General features: G+C 66.7%; 19 protein-coding genes. 10 read left to right on the forward strand and 9 right to left on the reverse strand.

Annotation, left to right across the window (positions count from 1 at the left end; genetic code table 11):
* A partial coding sequence (locus NS365_RS15800; RefSeq protein ID WP_193753460.1) for a dihydrolipoamide acetyltransferase family protein occupies positions 1 to 552 on the forward strand: 552 nt, incomplete at its 5' end.
* A gap of 294 nt (positions 553 to 846) precedes the next feature.
* On the opposite strand, the gene NS365_RS15805 is transcribed toward NS365_RS15800, so the two are convergent.
* On the reverse strand, positions 847 to 1,260 hold the full coding sequence (locus NS365_RS15805) for a RidA family protein (protein ID WP_058601265.1): 414 nt from the start codon (positions 1,258 to 1,260) through the stop codon (positions 847 to 849).
* Between the two features lie 192 nt (positions 1,261 to 1,452).
* On the opposite strand from NS365_RS15805, the gene NS365_RS15810 reads away from it, so the two are divergent.
* The 7 genes from NS365_RS15810 to NS365_RS15835 all read left to right on the forward strand — a co-directional run bounded on the left by NS365_RS15810 (position 1,453) and on the right by NS365_RS15835 (position 6,723).
* Positions 1,453 to 2,031 (forward strand): TetR/AcrR family transcriptional regulator, encoded by a 579-nt coding sequence (locus NS365_RS15810; RefSeq protein WP_206612141.1) that lies wholly within the window; start codon positions 1,453 to 1,455, stop codon positions 2,029 to 2,031.
* 312 nt (positions 2,032 to 2,343) lie between these two features.
* Entirely contained in the window at positions 2,344 to 2,472 is a 129-nt protein-coding gene (locus NS365_RS25220) for a tautomerase family protein (RefSeq protein WP_275477560.1), read from the forward strand.
* 135 nt (positions 2,473 to 2,607) lie between these two features.
* The gene (locus NS365_RS15815; protein ID WP_082684643.1) at positions 2,608 to 2,970 is read left to right on the forward strand and encodes a thiol-disulfide oxidoreductase DCC family protein; all 363 of its coding nucleotides are present in this window, start codon (positions 2,608 to 2,610) and stop codon (positions 2,968 to 2,970) included.
* Entirely contained in the window at positions 2,967 to 3,461 is a 495-nt protein-coding gene (locus NS365_RS15820) for a DUF427 domain-containing protein (RefSeq protein ID WP_058601267.1), read from the forward strand. The genes NS365_RS15815 and NS365_RS15820 overlap by 4 nt, the downstream gene beginning before the upstream one ends.
* Positions 3,462 to 3,465: 4 nt before the next feature.
* Positions 3,466 to 4,803, forward strand: a complete 1,338-nt coding sequence (locus NS365_RS15825) for an ABC1 kinase family protein (RefSeq protein WP_058601268.1) — start codon at positions 3,466 to 3,468, stop codon at positions 4,801 to 4,803.
* 346 nt (positions 4,804 to 5,149) lie between these two features.
* The gene (locus NS365_RS15830) at positions 5,150 to 5,566 is read left to right on the forward strand and encodes a hypothetical protein (protein WP_058601317.1); all 417 of its coding nucleotides are present in this window, start codon (positions 5,150 to 5,152) and stop codon (positions 5,564 to 5,566) included.
* Positions 5,567 to 5,610: 44 nt separating this feature from the next.
* Positions 5,611 to 6,723, forward strand: coding sequence for an extracellular catalytic domain type 1 short-chain-length polyhydroxyalkanoate depolymerase (locus tag NS365_RS15835; protein WP_082684650.1), 1,113 nt, complete (start codon positions 5,611 to 5,613; stop codon positions 6,721 to 6,723).
* A 189-nt stretch (positions 6,724 to 6,912) separates the two neighbouring features.
* On the opposite strand, the gene NS365_RS15840 is transcribed toward NS365_RS15835, so the two are convergent.
* A complete protein-coding gene (locus NS365_RS15840; RefSeq protein ID WP_058601269.1) occupies positions 6,913 to 7,368 on the reverse strand; it encodes a hypothetical protein in 456 nt (151 codons plus the stop codon).
* A gap of 337 nt (positions 7,369 to 7,705) precedes the next feature.
* Here NS365_RS15840 and NS365_RS15845 point away from each other — a divergent pair, with 337 nt between their 5' ends.
* Positions 7,706 to 8,653 (forward strand): GGDEF domain-containing protein, encoded by a 948-nt coding sequence (locus NS365_RS15845; protein ID WP_058601270.1) that lies wholly within the window; start codon positions 7,706 to 7,708, stop codon positions 8,651 to 8,653.
* 196 nt (positions 8,654 to 8,849) lie between these two features.
* On the opposite strand, the gene NS365_RS15850 is transcribed toward NS365_RS15845, so the two are convergent.
* The 7 genes from NS365_RS15850 to NS365_RS15880 all read right to left on the reverse strand — a co-directional run bounded on the left by NS365_RS15850 (position 8,850) and on the right by NS365_RS15880 (position 16,127).
* On the reverse strand, positions 8,850 to 9,749 hold the full coding sequence (locus tag NS365_RS15850) for a carbohydrate ABC transporter permease (RefSeq protein ID WP_058601271.1): 900 nt from the start codon (positions 9,747 to 9,749) through the stop codon (positions 8,850 to 8,852).
* Positions 9,746 to 10,678: a carbohydrate ABC transporter permease gene (locus tag NS365_RS15855; RefSeq protein ID WP_430515427.1), complete on the reverse strand. Its 933-nt coding sequence runs from the start codon at positions 10,676 to 10,678 to the stop codon at positions 9,746 to 9,748. The genes NS365_RS15850 and NS365_RS15855 overlap by 4 nt, the downstream gene beginning before the upstream one ends.
* 162 nt (positions 10,679 to 10,840) lie before the next feature.
* Positions 10,841 to 12,154 (reverse strand): ABC transporter substrate-binding protein, encoded by a 1,314-nt coding sequence (locus NS365_RS15860; RefSeq protein WP_058601273.1) that lies wholly within the window; start codon positions 12,152 to 12,154, stop codon positions 10,841 to 10,843.
* A gap of 90 nt (positions 12,155 to 12,244) precedes the next feature.
* Positions 12,245 to 13,303 (reverse strand): ABC transporter ATP-binding protein, encoded by a 1,059-nt coding sequence (locus tag NS365_RS15865; RefSeq protein ID WP_058601274.1) that lies wholly within the window; start codon positions 13,301 to 13,303, stop codon positions 12,245 to 12,247.
* 135 nt (positions 13,304 to 13,438) lie between these two features.
* On the reverse strand, positions 13,439 to 14,209 hold the full coding sequence (locus NS365_RS15870) for an SDR family oxidoreductase (protein WP_058601275.1): 771 nt from the start codon (positions 14,207 to 14,209) through the stop codon (positions 13,439 to 13,441).
* Complete coding sequence (gene denD / locus NS365_RS15875) at positions 14,206 to 15,195, reverse strand: D-erythronate dehydrogenase (protein WP_058601276.1); 990 nt, start codon at positions 15,193 to 15,195, stop codon at positions 14,206 to 14,208. Before denD ends, NS365_RS15870 begins: the two co-directional genes overlap by 4 nt.
* A gap of 155 nt (positions 15,196 to 15,350) precedes the next feature.
* On the reverse strand, positions 15,351 to 16,127 hold the full coding sequence (locus NS365_RS15880) for a FadR/GntR family transcriptional regulator (protein ID WP_058601277.1): 777 nt from the start codon (positions 16,125 to 16,127) through the stop codon (positions 15,351 to 15,353).
* A gap of 540 nt (positions 16,128 to 16,667) precedes the next feature.
* Between NS365_RS15880 and NS365_RS15885 the strand changes: the two genes are divergently transcribed.
* Positions 16,668 to 17,327: a FadR/GntR family transcriptional regulator gene (locus tag NS365_RS15885; RefSeq protein ID WP_206612138.1), complete on the forward strand. Its 660-nt coding sequence runs from the start codon at positions 16,668 to 16,670 to the stop codon at positions 17,325 to 17,327.
* Positions 17,328 to 17,429: the final 102 nt, after the last annotated feature.

Here is a 17,429-nt window from a genome sequence, read left to right on the forward strand (position 1 = left end):
CGCGCAGCCGAGCGCCCAAAGCTCACCGTGCTGCCCTTTCTCATGCTGGCGCTCGTGCGCGCCATCCGGGATCAGCCGGCGCTGAACGCCCATTTCGACGACGAGGCCGAACTGATCCGGGCCTTTTCTGCCGTTCATATCGGCATCGCCACGCAGACCGAAGGCGGGCTCATGGTGCCCGTGATCCGCCATTGCGAGCGGCGTTCGATCTGGGACGCGGCGGCCGAACTCGCGCGGGTCGCCGAGGCCGCGCGAACAGGCACGGCGAGCCGCGACGAGCTGACCGGCTCCACCATCACCATTTCCTCGCTCGGTCCCTTGGGCGCGATCGCCACGACGCCGATTATCAATCACCCGGAGGTCGCGATCCTCGGCGTCAACCGCATGGAAATCCGCCCTCGCTGGGACGGCGCGGGCTTCGTGCCGCGCAAGATGATGAACCTCTCCTCGAGCTTCGATCACCGCGTCGTCGACGGCTGGGACGCCGCCCTGTTCGTGAAGCGCCTCAAGACGCTTCTGGAAACACCCGCCCTGATCTTCGTGGAGATGTGAGGGCCTGCCGGGTCAGGGCGGGCGACCCGATGCCGGCGAGCCGCGCGATGCGGCTGCGTTCGGGGTCTGCGCCCAGATCGTCATGTCGAGCGCGGTGGTCGGCTTGTCGGCGATCGGAAGCCAAGGGCCGGCAGGACAGGCCTCGCGCATCGCGAAGGCGCGCGAAATCCAGCATCCCGAACGCCTCGGCGCGCGCCGCCCCCATGCTGCCGATGAAGGGCGTGTCACCGATCCGGCCGGACGCCTGTTGGTCATGCCGTGGGCGTCAGCGCGACCGCGCCGAATCTACGCGTCTCAGTTCGAAAGGAGGCTGGCTGCGGCCGGGATGCGGGCGATGACCTTGATTTCGAAATCGAACCCAGCGAGCCAGTTGACGCCGATCGCGGTCCAGTTCGGATAGGGCGCTTGCGGGAACGCTTCGCGTTTCACGTCCATGATCGTCGGGAACTGCTTTTCCGGATCGGTATGGAACGTCGTCACATCGACGATATCGTCGAATGTGCAGCCTGCGGCATCCAGCGTCTGGCGAAGATTGAAAAAAGCCTGGCGAACCTGCTGGCCGAAGTCGGGCTCGGGCGTGCCGTCCGAACGGCTTCCCACCTGCCCGGACACGAACAGAAGATCGCCGGAGCGGATGGCGGCTGAATAGCCGTGAGCCTCGTAGAGCGCGTGACGGTCGGCGGGAAACACGGCGTCGCGTTTCGTCATGGGAAAATCCTTTTTCGGACGTGCTGCGTGGCGCACCGACGACGAACCCGATGGGCGACGAGGCTTCGCGAATGGCTCGCGCAGTGATATACGCGGTGTATGTGAAACTATCGCATACGCCGCGTATGTCAACGGCATGCGCGGCGTATGAAAGGCGAGGTCGATTTGGCAGGGAAGCGCCGGGCACAGACCATGGAGGAGAACCGGGCCAAACTGGTCTCGGCGGCCAGACGCGCCTTCGCTGAGATAGGGTTCGCGCAGGCGTCGATGGATGATCTGACGGCCGAGGTCGGGCTCACGCGCGGCGCCCTCTATCACAATTTCGGCGACAAGAAGGGGCTGCTCGCCGCCGTTGTCGCGCAGGTGGACGGCGAAATGGCCGAGAAGGCGCGAGCGGCGGCGGCCGGGGCGTCGAACGATTGGGATGCCCTGATATACGAGGGCGCAGCCTATATCGCTATGGCCCTCGACCCGGAGGTTCGGCGGATCGTTCTCCTGGACGGGCCCGCCTTTCTGGGCGATCCATCCTGCTGGCCAAGCCAGAACGCCTGTCTGGAAATGACGAAGCGCACGGTTGCCGGGCTGGTATCGGACAGGGTCTTGAAGCCCGTGGATGTCGAAGCTGCCGCGCGTCTCTTGAGCGGAGCGGCCTTGAACGCCGCTCTCTGGGTCGCGGCCAGCGACGAGCCCCAGTCTGCGCTGCCGAAGGCGGTGGAGGCCTTCGGCCTGATGGCGGCGGGGCTTCTAAGGGAAAAGCCGCCTGAGGGCTAGAACCGGGGGCGGAACCCTTCGGGTCGGCCGACCGGGTTCTGTTCCCGCTGGGCATCGTTGCGGGCGCGCGTCCATGCGCTGCAGGACCTGCGCCCGGTGCCCCGCCGACAAAAACGATCTCTCGCTTCCCCGCCGCCGAATGGTTCTGTCCCCGTTCTCAGGCTCCGGCAACGGCAGCGTTCCGAGTGGAGGGGTTGACGACACTCCCGAGTTCCCGGGTCGTCAGGGACCATCCCGTCCGCTCTTGGCCGCGATGGATTCGAGGAGCAGGTCGGCGAACGCCTCTGCGATGGGTGTTCGTATCGGCACCCGGTGCAGGACCGGCGCGCTCTCGGCGTCGATCTGCCGCTCGCGACCTATGTCGTGGTCGATGAGGTGCCGGCCGACGCCTGGGGGTACGCAGGAGTGACGCAGGAGGCTCGACGCATCGCGGCGGCGTGACCGCTGCGCTTGCCCTCGCAGGCGGATCGCGAATGTCCCGCTCGGGGATCGTCAGGAGCGATCGCCAGGCGGGCGCGCGATCTGCCGCATGTCGACGGGCGGGACTTCGGGGCCGGGGAGCACCATCTCACCTCCATGTCGGAAGTGACGGTCTGGTTTGATGGCGCCTGCCCCCTGTGTCGACGAGAGATCGCGCTGATGCGCCGCCTCGATCGTCGAGGCGCGATCCGCTTCGTGGATGTCGGTCAGGCCGAGCCGGCCGCCTGTCCGCTCGACCGGGGCGAACTGCTCGCGCGTTTCCATGCGTCCGAAAACGGACGCCTGCTCAGCGGCGCGGCAGCCTTTGCCGCCATGTGGCGGGCGATCCCGCTTCTGCGCCCGCTCGGGCTGGCATTCCGGGGGCCGCTCGCGACGGCGTGGCTCGAACGGTTCTACCGGGCCTTCCTGCGAGCGCGCCCGATGCTGCAAAAGCTCGCCCTTCGCCTGGAGCGTTCATGAGACCCAAGCCAGACCCCATTACAGAGGGCCAGGAAAGCGTCTGGTCCTTTCCACGGCCCGCCATCGCCCAGCCGACCAAGGCCCATATCGTCATCGAGCATCGGGGCCGCCGGATCGCCGACAGCCGCCGTGCGATCCGCACGCTCGAAACCAGTCATCCGCCCAGCTACTACATTCCTTCGGAGGATATCGAACCCGGCCTTCTGCGCCGGTCGCAAGGGCGTTCCGTCTGCGAATGGAAGGGCGAGGCGGTCTATTGGGACGTGGTAATGGAGGGCCAAACGCTCGAACGCGTTGGATGGAGCTATCCCGCGCCGACGCCCGCCTTCGCCATTCTGAAGGATTACATCGCCTTCTATGCGCGGCCCTTCGACCGCTGCTCGGTGGACGGCCAGATCGTGACGCCGCAGCCCGGCGGGTTCTACGGTGGCTGGATTACCGATGGGTTCGCAGGCCCGTTCAAGGGCGTGGCCGGCAGCGCGGGATGGTGAGACGATGAGCAAACCGGAGGACAGCGCCAGGGGGCGGCCGGTGCCGAGCGGTCGTCTGTCGCGGCTCGGGCAGTTCGGCCGCCTGGCCGGCGGGCTTGCGGGCGGTATGCTCGCCGAGGGGGCGCGGCGTCTGGCGGAGGGCGAGCGGCCGGCCATGCGCGACATGCTGCTCACGCCCGGCAATCTGCTTCGCGTTGCCGATCGCCTGTCGCATTTGCGCGGCGCGGCGATGAAGCTCGGGCAGATGATCTCGATGGATGCGGGCGACGCGCTGCCCACCGAACTCTCCCAGCTCATGGCCCGGCTTCGCGCCGAGGCCGATCCTATGCCGCCGGTCCAGCTGCAACGGGTGCTCGCGGCCGAATGGGGGCGCGAGTGGCGCATCCGCTTCCAACGGTTCGACGACAGGCCCATCGCGGCGGCCTCTATCGGGCAGGTCCACCGGGCTGTGGCGCTGGACGGTCGCGAACTGGCGATCAAGGTCCAGTATCCCGGCGTTCGCGGGAGCATCGACGCCGATGTCGAGAATGTCGCAACGCTTCTGCGCGTGTCCGGCCTCCTGCCGGCCGGTCTCGACATCGCTCCGCTGCTCGCCGAGGCGAAGGCCCAACTGCACGAGGAGACCGACTACCGGCGCGAGGGCCTCCAGTTGGAAGCCTATGGCCGCCTTCTGGCTGGCAGAGAGGCCTTCGTGGTGCCGTCCCCGGCGCCCGATTTCACGACCGACAACGTGCTCGCCATGGGGTTCGTCGAGGGCGTGCCGATCGAGAGCATGGCGGGTGCTTCGCAGGCCGAGCGAGATCGCATCGCGGCTCGCCTGATGGGCCTCGTTCTCGACGAACTCTTCCGGTTCGGGATGATGCAGACCGATCCGAATTTCGCGAATTTCCGATACCAGCCTGCGACCGGAGCAATCATCCTTCTGGACTTCGGCGCGACGCGAACGGTCTCGGCCGCGACCGCGCAGGCCTATCGAGGGCTGCTGGCCGCCGGGCTGTCGGGCGATGGCGAAGCGGTGAAGAAGGCCGCGCTGGACGCGGGTTTTCTGGGCGAGGCGGCCGTCCGGCGGCACGGGGATCTGATCGATCGCATGATCGGGCTCATCGTCAGCGAAGCCGCCCGCGCGGGTCCGGTCGATTTCGCCGACCGGCGCATCCTGGAGGCGATCCGCGATCAGGCCACCATCGTGGCGGGCGACCGCGAGGCCTGGCATGTCCCGCCGACCGACACGCTCTTCGTTCAGCGCAAGATCGGCGGCATCGCGCTTCTCGCGGCGCGCCTGAAAGCCCGGGTCGATCTTCGGCCAATGGTGGAGGCCCGTCTCGGCTTGGACACGGTCTGACGATCGTGGCGCTCACGCGCCGCATCGTCTCTGCGCGCGCGGCGGGCTCTGGGTCCGTGAGGTGCAATCCGCCGCTACGGCTCCCGCTGGAGGCAGGATCGGGCAATGGCGGGTTTCGGCCTGCGACCGCTCTCGGCAGATGGATCGATAGCCGTCGCCGCGTTTGTCCGGCTCACGCCGTCATGCGTCATCACGCCTTCCGCCAACTCCCCCGGATGATCCGTAACTCGGTCAGGTCGCCCGATCCTCATGAGGTTCCCGATCGATGCGGCGGCTCCCTTGCCCTTGCAAGCCGATCCAGGGCATCCAATATACCATCCACTTGGATGTTAAAGAGATGGTGGATATGCCGAAGAAGGCGGGCGGGCAGGAGCGCGGCGGGGATAGCGAGAAGCTGACGCTCAATCTCGGCTATGTCGATCTCGGACGGATCGACCTTCTGGTGCGTGAGGGCTTCTACGCCAATCGCAGCGACGTCATCCGGACCGCCATTCGCAAACATCTCGATGCGCACGATGCCGAGCTGCGCCGCTCCACGGAGCGCCTGACCCTCGATCTCGGCCTGCGCCGCTTCACCCGCGCGGACCTTGAAGCTGCCAAGGCGGCGGGCGAAATTCTCCATATCCGCGTCTTGGGTCTGGCCTCCCTGGACGATGACATTTCCGCCGATCTCGCGCGCGACACGATCGGGTCGATCACCGTGCTCGGGGCCCTTCAGGCCAGCGCCGCCGTCAAGGCCGCCTTGGCCGACCGCATCCATTGATCGACCCTTCGCCGCGCTTTTTCCGCTTTCGCAAGGAACCCACCATGGTCCGTCCGCTCCCTTTCATGGCCGAAGCGCAACGCCTCGTCCTCTCGCAGCGCCTGTCGGAGGCGACGAGCCTGATCCAGGACCGGCTCAGTCTGCGCCGGCCCGCCGCCGCCAGCCCCGCGGATGCGTTCGACGGCCCGACGATCGAACTGCGTGCCGATACAACGGCGTCGGCCAGCCGGCCGAAGCCGCGCATCCGACCACGCTTCGCCACGCCTGCCCCGGCTCGCGCGCAATGGGCGAGCCGGCCTCAGCCGGCCATGCCTGAAGGGGCGCAGTTCCTGCGTCTCGACTATGAGGGACCGGCCGGTCGGCGCGCCTATCGGCTCTACGTGCCGGCGGCAGAGGCCGATGGGCCGCGCCCGCTCGTCCTGATGCTGCATGGCTGCACGCAGACACCGGAGGATTTTGCGGTGGGCACGCGGATGAACGCGGTCGCGGAAGACGCGAACGTCCTCGTCGCCTATCCCGAGCAGGACCGATCGGCCAATCCGCGCCTGTGCTGGAACTGGTTCGAGCCCGCGCACCAGGGAGGCCATGCGGGCGAGCCGGCGATCCTGGCCGGCATCGTCGAGGCTATCGCCGGGAGCCATGCCGTCGATCGCGGCCGGATCTTCGCCGCCGGGCTTTCGGCCGGAGGCGCGATGGCCGCCGTTCTGGGATCGACGCGGCCCGATCTCTTTTCGGCGGTCGGCATCCATTCGGGACTGCCGCACGCCAGCGCCCGCGATGTCGCGACGGCGCTCGCGGTCATGCGCAGCGGCCAGACCGCCGAACGCGGCGGCGTGCCGAGCGTGCCGGCCATCGTCTTCCACGGCACGCGGGACACGACCGTCCATCCCGCCAATGGCGATCGGATCGCCGGGCTCGGCATGGACCGGAAGAGGGCGGAGGAAACCGCCACCGGAACCGCGAACGGGCGCGCCTTCACGCGCACACGGCGCGCGTCCGGCGATGCGCGTTGCGCCATGGAGCATTGGCGGATCGAGGGATTGGGCCATGCCTGGTCCGGCGGCGACGCGGCCGGTTCCCATGCGGACCCAGCCGGCCCCGATGCCTCGCGCGAGATGCTCCGGTTCTTTCTGGGTGAGACGGCAACGCGCCGCTGATCTCCGGGGCGATGAGGCCTCCGCGACAAGGGCGAACCCGGCGGTTCGGAACCAGGCACAAAACCCTGCGGGGGGCCGCCGACCGCATTGCCTTCACGAGGGGAGGTGAGCCCGCCCCCTTGTCCGCGCTCTCAGGGAACGGCATGAAGCGATCGGCCTCGTGAGCGATATCGGCCGGCTCGCCGGATGTTAGCGCTTCTGCCGGAGCGCGCGCTTCATGTTGCGTTTGGCTTCGTTCAGAACGCTCTTGACGACTTCCAGCGTGTTGGTGCTCAGCCGGTCCGCGATGTCCTCGCCGACCATGCGGTAAACGGTCGAGATCTGCGAGCGGGTCGCGCTGCCGGACTCCGTCAACGTGACCGTGCCGCCATCGACCGTGACCAGATTCCGGATCGACAGCCGTTCATAGGCCTTCGCGGCGACGAGCGGGCGGACACCCAGTTCCTCCGCCGCCTCGTTGAGGTCGGTGGATGCGCGCGTGCTGAGCGCGAGCAGGTAATCGTCTTCGCCCGGCGACAGGGCGATGGTCGCCAAGTGCATGGCGAGCAAATCACGGGTCAGCTTCGAGACCTCGATCATCGAGGCTGCCAGGGCTTCCTTCTCGGCGTCATCTGTACGGGTGGCTTCGATAACGGTCGGGACCATGACGTCACCTTTCGGGGAGAGTGCTTGGACATGAGTGTGGGACGTTAAGCTGGCGTCGGGCTGGAGAGGCGTCGCAACCCACCGTTTTTAGGGATTGCATTGCCCGAACCAGCCTCTGCCGAGCGGCTCCACGACGCTCCCGTCGGCCACATCCATCGCGGCGAGCGGAGCGGGCATCCGTGACGCCCGGGAAGGCCAAGCGGATTCACGCCGCCGCTGGCAGCATTTGTGCCGGAGGACAGCAGGCGCTGATCGGCGTGGAACGACTCGAGTGTTCAGACCTTCTTATCCCAGACGCAAGGGCGGCGATCGCGCTCGTGTTGGGGGACTATCTGGCATGAAACTCACCGTCGATCTCGATTGCGTTGGCGTTGCCATGAGCATCGTCGATGTCGAGTCGGAGGGGACATACCGCTTCGTCGGGGTCAATACCGCCGCAGCTCTGGAGATCGGTATCGAGCAGGCTCGGGTCGCGGGTCGTCTGTTTCAGGAGTGCCTGCCGGCCGATTACGCGGCGCAGATGATCCAACGCTACGATCTGTGCGTGCGAACGCAGCGCGTGCAGGACATCGAGGAATGCGTCGTGCTGCGCGGGGAGCCGAAATGGTTCCGAACCACGCTCACTCCGATCCGGGACGAAGCCACGGGTGAGATCACGAGGGTTCTCGGCGTGTCGCAGAACATCAGCGGCGCCAAAAGACTTCAGGCCGAGCTTCAGCACTACGCCTATGTGGACCCTTTGACGGGGCTGCCGAACCGCCGTCGTTTCGACGAAGCCGTGATCAACGCCACCGAGCAGTCCGTCTACACCCATCGCGGTTTCTCGCTCGCGGTCGTCGATCTCGACCAGCTCAAATTCGTCAACGACGAATGGGGGCACCGGCTGGGGGATCGGATGATCCGGCACGCGGGCGAAGTGCTTCAGGCCATGATCCGTCCGAACGAAGTCGTGGCCCGGGTCGGCGGCGACGAGTTCTACATCCTTCTCCAGGTCGAGGAGCGCGTTCTGCTGGATCGGCGGCTGGACGAGATCAGGAGCGCCATCGACCGGGGGATCGTTCTGCCGGGAACCGACCTTCCCATCACGTTGAGCGTGGGCGCGGAGATTTGGAAGCCCGGCCAGGATGTGCGCGCCGTCCTGTCCGCGGCTGACAAGGCCATGTACGCCGAAAAGGCGATCCGCCGCCTGGTGCGACGGATCGAGGACAAGTATTGGGCCGATCCTCGGGACACGTCTGCCACCCCCCCATCTGCTGCCAAGTCTGCCGCTAGGTCATGGCGGTGATGGCGGAGACTGGCCTCGTCGGGCTACACCGACAACCGGCTCTCTTGGCGTTCGGACCGATGGTCCGCGCCATTCGAGGGCTGGGCTGGGTTCCGCTTAGACGTCCATCCTTCCATGCTTTCGCCGAAACGTAGACCCGCCGCTATCGCCCGCAACCCGCCTCTGGCCGGTCCCGCTCCCAAGCCCGCGTCGGCGCTCACTCCTTCACCGCGCCCGTCATCGACGACACGTAGTAATCGACGAAGAACGAGTAGAGGATCACCACCGGCAGCGAGCCGAGCAGCGCGCCGGCCATGAGCGAGCCCCACTCGTAGACGTCGCCGCGCACGAGTTCGGTGAGGACGCCCACGGGGACCGTCTTGTTCTCCGACGACTGGATGAAGGTGAGCGCGTAGATGAACTCGTTCCAGGCCAGCGTGAAGGCGAAGATGCCGGCCGAGATCAGCCCCGGGACGGCGAGCGGCAGCACGACCCTGGTCAGGATCTGCCAGCGCGTCGCCCCGTCCACCAGCGCACTCTCTTCCAACTCGAACGGGATCGACCGGAAATAGCCCATCAGAAGCCAGGTGCAGAACGGGATGAGGAAGGTCGGGTAGGTCAGGATCAGAGCCAACCGCGAGTCGAACATGCCGAGCTGGAACACGATGAAGGCCAGCGGGATGAAGAGGATCGACGGCGGGATGAGATAGGCGAGAAACACCATCAGGCCGGTGATCCGCGCGCCGGTGAAGCGCACGCGCTCGATGGCGTAGGCGGCGAAGACGGAAGCCGCCAGCGCGATGACCGTCGAGCAGACCGCGACGATCACCGTGTTCCAGAGCCAGCCGGGATAGGAGGTCTCGAACAGAAGATACTTGATGTGGTCGAGCGTCGGCCCGACGACCCAGAACGGGCTGTAGTTGGCGTAGTTGGTCAGCTGGTCGTTCGGCTTCACCGCCGTGATCGCCATCCAGTAGAACGGAAACAGCAGCACGAACAGGAAGACGGCAAGCGGCAGGTAGATCACGAGGATCTTGCGCGCCAACGTGTCGTGATGGGACATGCCGACGACGTCGTCGGTGAGATGGCCGGCAGTCTCGGTGGTGTTTGCGGTCATCGCTTGTCTCCTAAATCCGATCCGCCCTGCTGCCACTTGCGGCGCTGCAGGCCGAAGAAGCTGAACAGGATCGCCGCCAGAAGGAACGGCACCATGGCCACCGCGATGGCCGCACCCTCGCCGAGCGCCCCGCCCGGAATGCCGCGCTGGAACGACAGCGTGGCCATCAGGTGCGTGGCGTTGACCGGCCCGCCCTTGGTCAGGACGTAGATCAGCTGGAAGTCGGTGAAGGTGAACAGCACCGAGAAGGTCATCACCACCGCGATGATGGGGGTCAGCAGCGGCAAGGTGATGCGCCGGAACCGCTGCCAGGACGTCGCGCCGTCGAGCGCGGCCGCCTCGTGCAGGGAGGTCGGAATGGTCTGGAGGCCGGCCAGCAGCGAGATCGCGACGAAGGGAATGCCGCGCCAGACATTGGCCGCGATGACCGAAAGCCGCGCGTTGGTGGCGTCGCCCAAGAAGTTGATCGGCGTATCGATGATCCCCCACTGCATCAGCACCCAGGAGATGATCGAAAACTGGCTGTCGAAGATCCACCAGAAGGCCAAAGCAGAAAGAACGGTCGGCACGACCCAGGGCAGAAGGATCACGGCGCGAAAGAAGGTCTTGAAGGGCAGATGTTCGTTCAGAATGATCGCCAGCCACAGGCCCAGCGCGAACTTCAGGATCGAGGCGACGGCGGTGTAGACGATCGTGTTGAAGACCGAGAGCCAGAAAACCTTGTCTTCCATCAGGTACTGGTAGTTCTCCAGCCCGATGAAGATGCCGGGTCGGCCGATCCGCGTGTCGGTGAAGCCGAGCCAGACACCGAGGCCGAGCGGATAGGTCAGGAAGCAGAGAAGGAAGACGGCCGCCGGCAGCATGAACAGGAGGCCGAGCCCGTTCCGGCTCTGCGACAGCCGCTCGAAGAAGGACGGTTTGGACGGCATGGCGCCGGCCGTGGTTCTGGACATGGCGGGTCCCGATCGCGCGAGGGATGGAATGGCCGCGCCCGCAACAGTTCGGCGGGCGCGGCGTCGGCGATGGCGAGAGCCGGGGGGACCGAAAACTCCCGGCGGATCGACCGCAGGGTTCCGTCCCCGGCTCTCAGGCTAGACGCGGTAGTAGCGGTTGGCCCGGCGCTCGGCGTTCTTGATCGCGTCCTCGGGCGAGGACTGGCCGGTCACGGCCTCGGCATACATATCGACGAGCACGTAGTCGGCCATCACGCCGGCCGAGGCCGCGCCCAGCGGGCCGGCATAGCCGTTCGGCCGCAGGCTCGCCGAGGCCTTGGCATAGGCGGCGTGGATCGGGTTCGCGGTCCAGACCGGGTTGTTCTCGAAGGCCTTGAGCGGCTGGCAGCAATAGGCGCTGGCGCCCTGGATCCAGGCGTTCATATTGTCCGGCTGGTACAGGAACTGGAGATAGGCCTTGGCGGCTTCCGGGAACTTCGTGTGCTTGAAGATCGAGATGGTGGAGGCCTGGGCCAGTTCCACCGACTGGCCCACGGGGCCGATCGGCAGGTTCACCGAGCGCATGTCCTCGGCAATCTCCTTCATCGCCGGGTCCTTCAGCGCGGCGTAATAGACCGACACACCGTTGGCGGTCAGCGACACCTGACCGGCCAGGAAGGCGCGGTTGTTGTTGACGTCCTGCCAGCTCTCCGTGCCCGGAATGAAGGTCTTGTAGAGCTCCATCGCATATTTGACGGATTCCAGCGTCTCCGGGCTGTTGATGGTGACCTTGCCGCTCTCGTCCACCATCTTGCCGCCATGGCTCCACAGCAGCCAGTGCGCGTAGTTGTTGCCATCGCCCACCGCCTTGCCGTGCGGGAAGCCGGCAGGCGTGCCCTTGGCCTTCAGCGCCTTGCAGAGTTCGAGGAAGCCGGCCGTGTCCTTCGGGAATTCCTGGAAGCCCGCCGCCTTCATGTGGCTGTCGCGATAGACCACGGCGTTGCCGATGGCGCAGAGCGGCAGGGCGATGAAGCGGTCGCCGCGCCGGGCATAGGATTCGAGGCCCGGATACCAGCCGCCATTGGCCGCGCCGATCGAGGTGCCGAGATCGGTCACATCCACCAGCTTGTCCGGATATTGCTGGGGATCGTCGAACCAGCTCATGACCATGTCCGGCCCGGAGCCGACATTGGCGGCCACCGCCGCCTTGGGGCGCACGTCCTCCCAGCTTTCCTTGTCGACGCGCACCTGGACGCCGGTCGCGTCGGTGAACTTCTTGGTGTTGGCAAGGAACGCCTCTTCCTCGGCCGGCACGAAGGGCACCCAGCGCAGGAGGCGCAAGGACGCGCCCGGCTCGGGCGTGAAGGTCGGCGCGCCTTGCGCGAAGGCTTCGCCCATCGAGAGACGGCCGCCGAGCGCTGCCCCGGTGATGATGCCGGCCGTGCCGGCGAGAACCTGTCTACGGTTGATCACGGTGTTCCTCCCAAGGTCGGGGCGTCTTTTCGAGCTTTTCGCGCCGGTCGTGCCCCGTTGCCGCCAGCGCCCTACGCAAGTTCTACGAGGTCAGAGCCGCTGGCCGCTGGCCGCGTCGAAGAGATGCACGGCTTCCGGGTCGATCGAGACGTTCAGCGTCTCGCCGGGCTTCAGCGTCACCCGCTCGCGGAAGACGCAGGTGACCGCCGTCCGGCCGAGTTCGCCCAGCACCTGGCTCTCGAAGCCCGTCGGCTCGATGACGACGACCTTGATCGCGATCGAGCCGCCGAGGCTGATCGCCTCCGGGCGCACGCCGTACACGAGGTCCCGTCCGCGAGCCGCCGCATGACGCCCGCTGACCGGCAGCACCGTGCCGTCGGAGGTGACGAAGCGCGTCGGATCGTTCGCGTCGAGCCGGCCGTGCAGCATGTTCATGGCGGGCGAGCCGATGAAGCCGGCGACGAAGAGATTGTTCGGCCGGTCGTAAAGCTCCAGCGGCGCGCCGACCTGCTCCACGATGCCGTCATGCATGACGACGATCTTGTCGGCCATGGTCATGGCCTCGATCTGATCGTGCGTGACATAGACGGTCGTGGTGGTCAGGCGCTGGTGGAGGTTCTTGATCTCGGTGCGCATCGACACGCGCAGTTTGGCGTCGAGGTTGGACAGGGGCTCGTCGAACAGGAAGACCTGCGGATCGCGCACGATGGCGCGGCCCATGGCGACGCGCTGGCGCTGGCCGCCCGACAGCTGGCGCGGGTAGCGGTCGAGAAGATGCGACAGACCGAGGATTTCGGCCGCCGGCTTCACGCGCCGTTCGATCTCCTCGCGCGAGGCCTTCTTCAGCGCCAGCGAGAAGGCCATGTTGTCGGCCACCGTCATGTGCGGATAGAGCGCATAGTTCTGGAACACCATGGCGATGTCCCGGTCCTTCGGCGGCACGTCGTTGACGACCTTGGTGCCGATGCGGATCTGCCCGCTCGTGACGTGCTCCAGCCCCGCCAGCATCCGCAGCAGCGTGGACTTGCCGCAGCCCGAGGGGCCGACGAGGATCACGAACTCGCCGTCCTCGATCTGGATATCGACGCCCTTGATGACGGGGTGCGCGCCGAACGACTTGCGAACGTCGACGATATCGACTGACGCCATATGGTTTCCTCCCCAAGGCCTCGGACGAAGGCCGGCTTGTCCCGCCGGTTTCCCTCGATCCTCCGCCTGTTCCCGTTGGCGGGCACTGACGCACCCGTTGAAGTCGGCGGCCCTCTCCCGAGGCCGCTTCGAAACTCAGCCGCGCCCGACGAAGGGCATCTTTGTGGCCATCACCGTCATGGTCAGCACGTTCGCCTCCAAGGGCAGCGAGGCCATGTGGGCAACCGCGCGGCCGACATGCGCCGGGTCCATCGTGGGCTCGGACGCGATGCGCCCGTCCGCCTGCATCACGCCGGCCGACATGGCGGCGGTCATGTCGCTGGCGGCATTGCCGATATCGATCTGGCCGCAGGCGATGTCGTATTGGCGCCCGTCGAGCGCGGTGGATTTCGTCAGGCCCGCGATGGCGTGTTTGGTGGCCGTGTAGGGGGCCGAGTTCGGGCGCGGGGTCGTGGCCGAGATCGAGCCGTTGTTGATGATGCGCCCGCCGCGCGGCTCCTGCGCCTTCATCAGCTTGAACGCGGCTTGCGTGCAGAGAAACGCCCCGGTGAGGTTCGCCGAAACCACAATGTTCCACTGGTCGAAGCTGAGATCCTCCAGCGGAATCGCCGGTGCGACGGAGCCGGCATTGTTGACGAGGAGGTCGAGCCGCCCGAAGCGCTGCCGGATGCCCTCGAACAGCGCGGCGACCGAAGCGGGGTCGCCGATATCGGCCACGATGGGTACCGTGCCGCCGCCAAGCTCGCCCGCCGCCGTCTCCAGCACCTCCCGCCGGCGTCCGCAGATCACGACGGTCCACCCGGCCGCGACCAGCGCCGTCGAGATCGCCTTGCCGACGCCTGTCCCGCCCCCCGTCACGAGCGCGATGCGGCTCCCTTCCTCCGACATGCCTCCTGCCTCCGTCATGCCTGCACGCTGCCGCCGAGTTCGTCGTCGATATGCGCGCGCACGATCTCCTCGAAGGAATCCTCCACCGTGAAACCGAGGTCGCGGGCGCGCTTGGCCTCGATATCCGGCGCCCAGCCGTCCACGATGCGGATGATCGTCTCGTCCGGCACGCGCTTGACCAGCGCGAGGGCCTTCTCGCCGGCCACCGCGCGCAGCGCCTCCAGCTCGTCGCCGACGGTCGCGGACAGGCCCGGCATGTTGAGATTGCGGCGCGGGCCGATAGGCCCCGTGTCCATCGTCGCGGCATGAAGGAAGAAGCCGACCGCCGCGCGCGGGCTGGCGAAATAGTGGCGCACCGTATCGGCCACCGGCAGCACAGCTGGCTTGCCGGACATGGGCTCGCGCAGGATGTTGGAGAAGAAGCCGGACGCCGCCTTGTTGGGCGCGCCGGGCCGGACACAGATCGTCGGCAGTCGCAAGCCGACGCCGTCGAGGAAGCCGCGCCGCGTGTAGTCGGCCAGGAGCAGCTCGCCGATCGCCTTCTGCGTGCCGTAGCTCGTCAGCGGCGTCGGGGCGAAATCCTCGGGGACTTGGGTATCGAAGGGCGTACCGAAGACCGCGATGGACGAAGCGAAGACGACGCGCGGACAGTATCCCGAGCGCAAGTGCTCCTGCCGGATCGCCTCGAACAGGTCGCGCGTGCCATCGAGATTGATGCGGTAGCCCTTGTCGAAATCGGCCTCGGCCTCGCCCGAAACGATGGCGGCCAAGTGGAACACGACGTCCGGCCGCTCCGCGATCAGCGGCTGGGTGGCATCAGGCGCCGACACGTCGATCGCCTGTGTGGCGACGTCGGCTATCTTGCCCTCCGGCGCCTTCGGCTCGACCACATCCACCATCACGAGACGATCGACCGCCCTGCCTCCCAGGGCTCCGTCGGCCGCGATCCGCTCGGCGAGCTTCCGCCCGATCATCCCGGCCGCGCCGATGATGAGCACCTTCATGCGTCCCCTCCTCCCTTGTCGCCGGTCTCCGCCTCCTCGCGGCGACCGGCCCTAAGAGCACATCCAACGACCATAGGTTCGCCGGACCTGCTCTCGGCACGTGTGTCTCGCATTGTCCGGGCGCGAAAGCCGATCCGCCTTTCGCTGGACATGCTTCAGCCCGTCAGACGGGTCTTCTCAGCACGATGCGCGGCGGGCGGCAGGCCCATCACGCGCCGCGTGGTTTCGTAGATGCGCTGGATGTGCACGTCGAAGGCGCGCGCGGTCGCCTCGCGGTTCCGCCCCTCCAGCGAGCGCAGGATTTCGGCATGGTCGGCATGGCTGCGCGCGATCGCGCCCGGCTCCGACACCGCGCGATGGCGCTGCTGCATCATGTAGCCGAACAGGTCGCCCACGAACTCCGCCAGCACCGGATTGGCGCAGCGGCGGTAGATCGCCATGTGAAACTCGCGGTCCAGAACCAGAAAGCGCACCGGGTCCTCCAGCGCGCTTGCCTGCATCGCCAGAGACTGGCGCAGACCGCGCAGCGTTTCCTCGTCCATCCGCTCGGCGGCGTCGCCCACCACGATCCGCTCATTGACGAGCCGCGCCGCGTGCACGTCGTCCAGCTCGTAGGCGTTGATGAGCCGCGCCTCCCGCGCGCGCCGGAATTCCGGCCCCACCTCGTCCGAGCAAACCCGCGTGCGGGCGCCGTGCAGCACGGCGAGCAACCCCTTGGCCGCCAGGATCTGCACGCCCCCACGCACCGACTCGCGGCTCACTTGCAGCGCGGCCGCCAAATCCCGCTCGCTCGGCAGGTCGTTGCCGACCTGCAGGACGCCGGACGCGATCAGCATGGCAATCTTCTCGGCCACCACATCCCGAACGTTCCGGCGCACGATCGCCTCGCGCAGCTCGGGAGCGTTTTCCAGGATGAATTCGGATAGCGGCATAGGATCTCGCCTCCTGACCACTGGCTCGACCAGCGGACCAGTGGAACTTTTCAGGCGATTTTCAGTCTGTCAACCGGCCCGTTGTGTTGCGCTGCAATGTTGCGCGCCGGTTTCGGCCGGTAATTCGTAATCAATACTATAAAACACACGCCTATAGAGGTGGATGGAAAAAACGTTGTGGAATCAAACTATGGCGTACGATCGTGCTCCGACATCTATTCGAGCTGAAACATCGAAATTCCAATATTGCGAGCGCGAAACGCCGTTTTCAGTCGCGGCTCAGAAGTGAAGACTCATCCGTATTGCGGTCGCGCTCCGAAGCCTTGGGCTTCAGACGCCGACACTCGTCTTACCCGCTTGGATAGCGGGGGACGATGGCTTCGCGACGAAACGGTGCAACGCGCCTAAAAAGTTGTTTGACATATTTCGAGGATATCGCCAGCGTGAGCGGCGTAATGTTCGATATAGGCCGGACACGTCCTGCTCGGCGTAGAGGTTTGAGGAAACTTGGCGTCGCCATCGGAAAATTTGTCAGTCTTCTTGAGGGATCGTATTCTCACCGGCGCGCTGCGCGCGGGCGAGAAACTGCCGACGGAAGCCGAACTGGCCGAGAGCTTCCAACTCAGCCGCCCGTCCGTTCGCGAGGCGATCGCCGTCCTGCGCGCAGAGGACCTCGTGGTGTCGCGCCGCGGTTCGGGCAGCTTCGTGTCGGCCACGCCCCGTTTCGAGATACGCCTACCGCTCCCCACCGCGTCATTGGAGGATGTGACGCGAATGATCGAACTGCGCCGCGCGATCGAGACCGAGGCCACACGCCTGGCCGCCGCGCGCCGCACGTCGGCGCAGCTCGAGGCCCTGCGCGAGGCCGAGCGCGCCCTGCTGCTCGCCGAAGCGGAAGGGCGTGACGGCGTTTGCGAAGACCTGCTCTTTCACCGCATCATCGCCGAGGCCACCGGCAACGACTACCTCCTCGACGTTCACCTCGCCTGCCAACAGGTGCTCACGCAAGCGATGCGCGCGACCCGCGCCAACGAGCGACGGCGAGCCGCCTTCGTCGCGGAAGTCCATGCGGAGCACGCGCGCATCCTTCTGGCCATCGAGGCCGGGGAGGGTGCTTGGGCCGCGGATGCCATGGCGACGCATCTTCTGGGAGCCGAGCGCCGGCTGCGCGCGGCTCGGGCCGAGACGGTCGATGGCTGACGCCTACAACCGATCCCGCCGCCGTCGGAACCTGTTTCGGAAGTCCCCGGTGGGGGATCGGCGAGGATCGGCAACGATGGGGGCGACCGAAAGACCCATCGA

Source organism: Aureimonas ureilytica (genome assembly GCF_001475935.1).
In the GTDB taxonomy this organism is placed as follows: domain Bacteria; phylum Pseudomonadota; class Alphaproteobacteria; order Rhizobiales; family Rhizobiaceae; genus Aureimonas; species Aureimonas ureilytica_A.

What these genes read in the sequence shown, in the direction of transcription:
- denD (WP_058601276.1), bottom strand. Translation starts at nt 15,195, where the DNA reads ATGAAGGTGCTCATCATCGGCGCGGCCGGGATGATCGGGCGGAAGCTC.
- NS365_RS15830 (WP_058601317.1), top strand. Translation starts at nt 5,150, where the DNA reads ATGCCGAAGAAGGCGGGCGGGCAGGAGCGCGGCGGGGATAGCGAGAAG.
- NS365_RS15825 (WP_058601268.1), top strand. Translation starts at nt 3,466, where the DNA reads ATGAGCAAACCGGAGGACAGCGCCAGGGGGCGGCCGGTGCCGAGCGGT.
- NS365_RS15855 (WP_430515427.1), bottom strand. Translation starts at nt 10,678, where the DNA reads ATGCCGTCCAAACCGTCCTTCTTCGAGCGGCTGTCGCAGAGCCGGAAC.
- NS365_RS15845 (WP_058601270.1), top strand. Translation starts at nt 7,706, where the DNA reads ATGAAACTCACCGTCGATCTCGATTGCGTTGGCGTTGCCATGAGCATC.
- NS365_RS15810 (WP_206612141.1), top strand. Translation starts at nt 1,453, where the DNA reads ATGGAGGAGAACCGGGCCAAACTGGTCTCGGCGGCCAGACGCGCCTTC.
- NS365_RS15870 (WP_058601275.1), bottom strand. Translation starts at nt 14,209, where the DNA reads ATGACGGAGGCAGGAGGCATGTCGGAGGAAGGGAGCCGCATCGCGCTC.
- NS365_RS15850 (WP_058601271.1), bottom strand. Translation starts at nt 9,749, where the DNA reads ATGACCGCAAACACCACCGAGACTGCCGGCCATCTCACCGACGACGTC.
- NS365_RS15865 (WP_058601274.1), bottom strand. Translation starts at nt 13,303, where the DNA reads ATGGCGTCAGTCGATATCGTCGACGTTCGCAAGTCGTTCGGCGCGCAC.
- NS365_RS15815 (WP_082684643.1), top strand. Translation starts at nt 2,608, where the DNA reads ATGTCGGAAGTGACGGTCTGGTTTGATGGCGCCTGCCCCCTGTGTCGA.
- NS365_RS15880 (WP_058601277.1), bottom strand. Translation starts at nt 16,127, where the DNA reads ATGCCGCTATCCGAATTCATCCTGGAAAACGCTCCCGAGCTGCGCGAG.
- NS365_RS15835 (WP_082684650.1), top strand. Translation starts at nt 5,611, where the DNA reads ATGGTCCGTCCGCTCCCTTTCATGGCCGAAGCGCAACGCCTCGTCCTC.
- NS365_RS15840 (WP_058601269.1), bottom strand. Translation starts at nt 7,368, where the DNA reads ATGGTCCCGACCGTTATCGAAGCCACCCGTACAGATGACGCCGAGAAG.
- NS365_RS15820 (WP_058601267.1), top strand. Translation starts at nt 2,967, where the DNA reads ATGAGACCCAAGCCAGACCCCATTACAGAGGGCCAGGAAAGCGTCTGG.
- NS365_RS15805 (WP_058601265.1), bottom strand. Translation starts at nt 1,260, where the DNA reads ATGACGAAACGCGACGCCGTGTTTCCCGCCGACCGTCACGCGCTCTAC.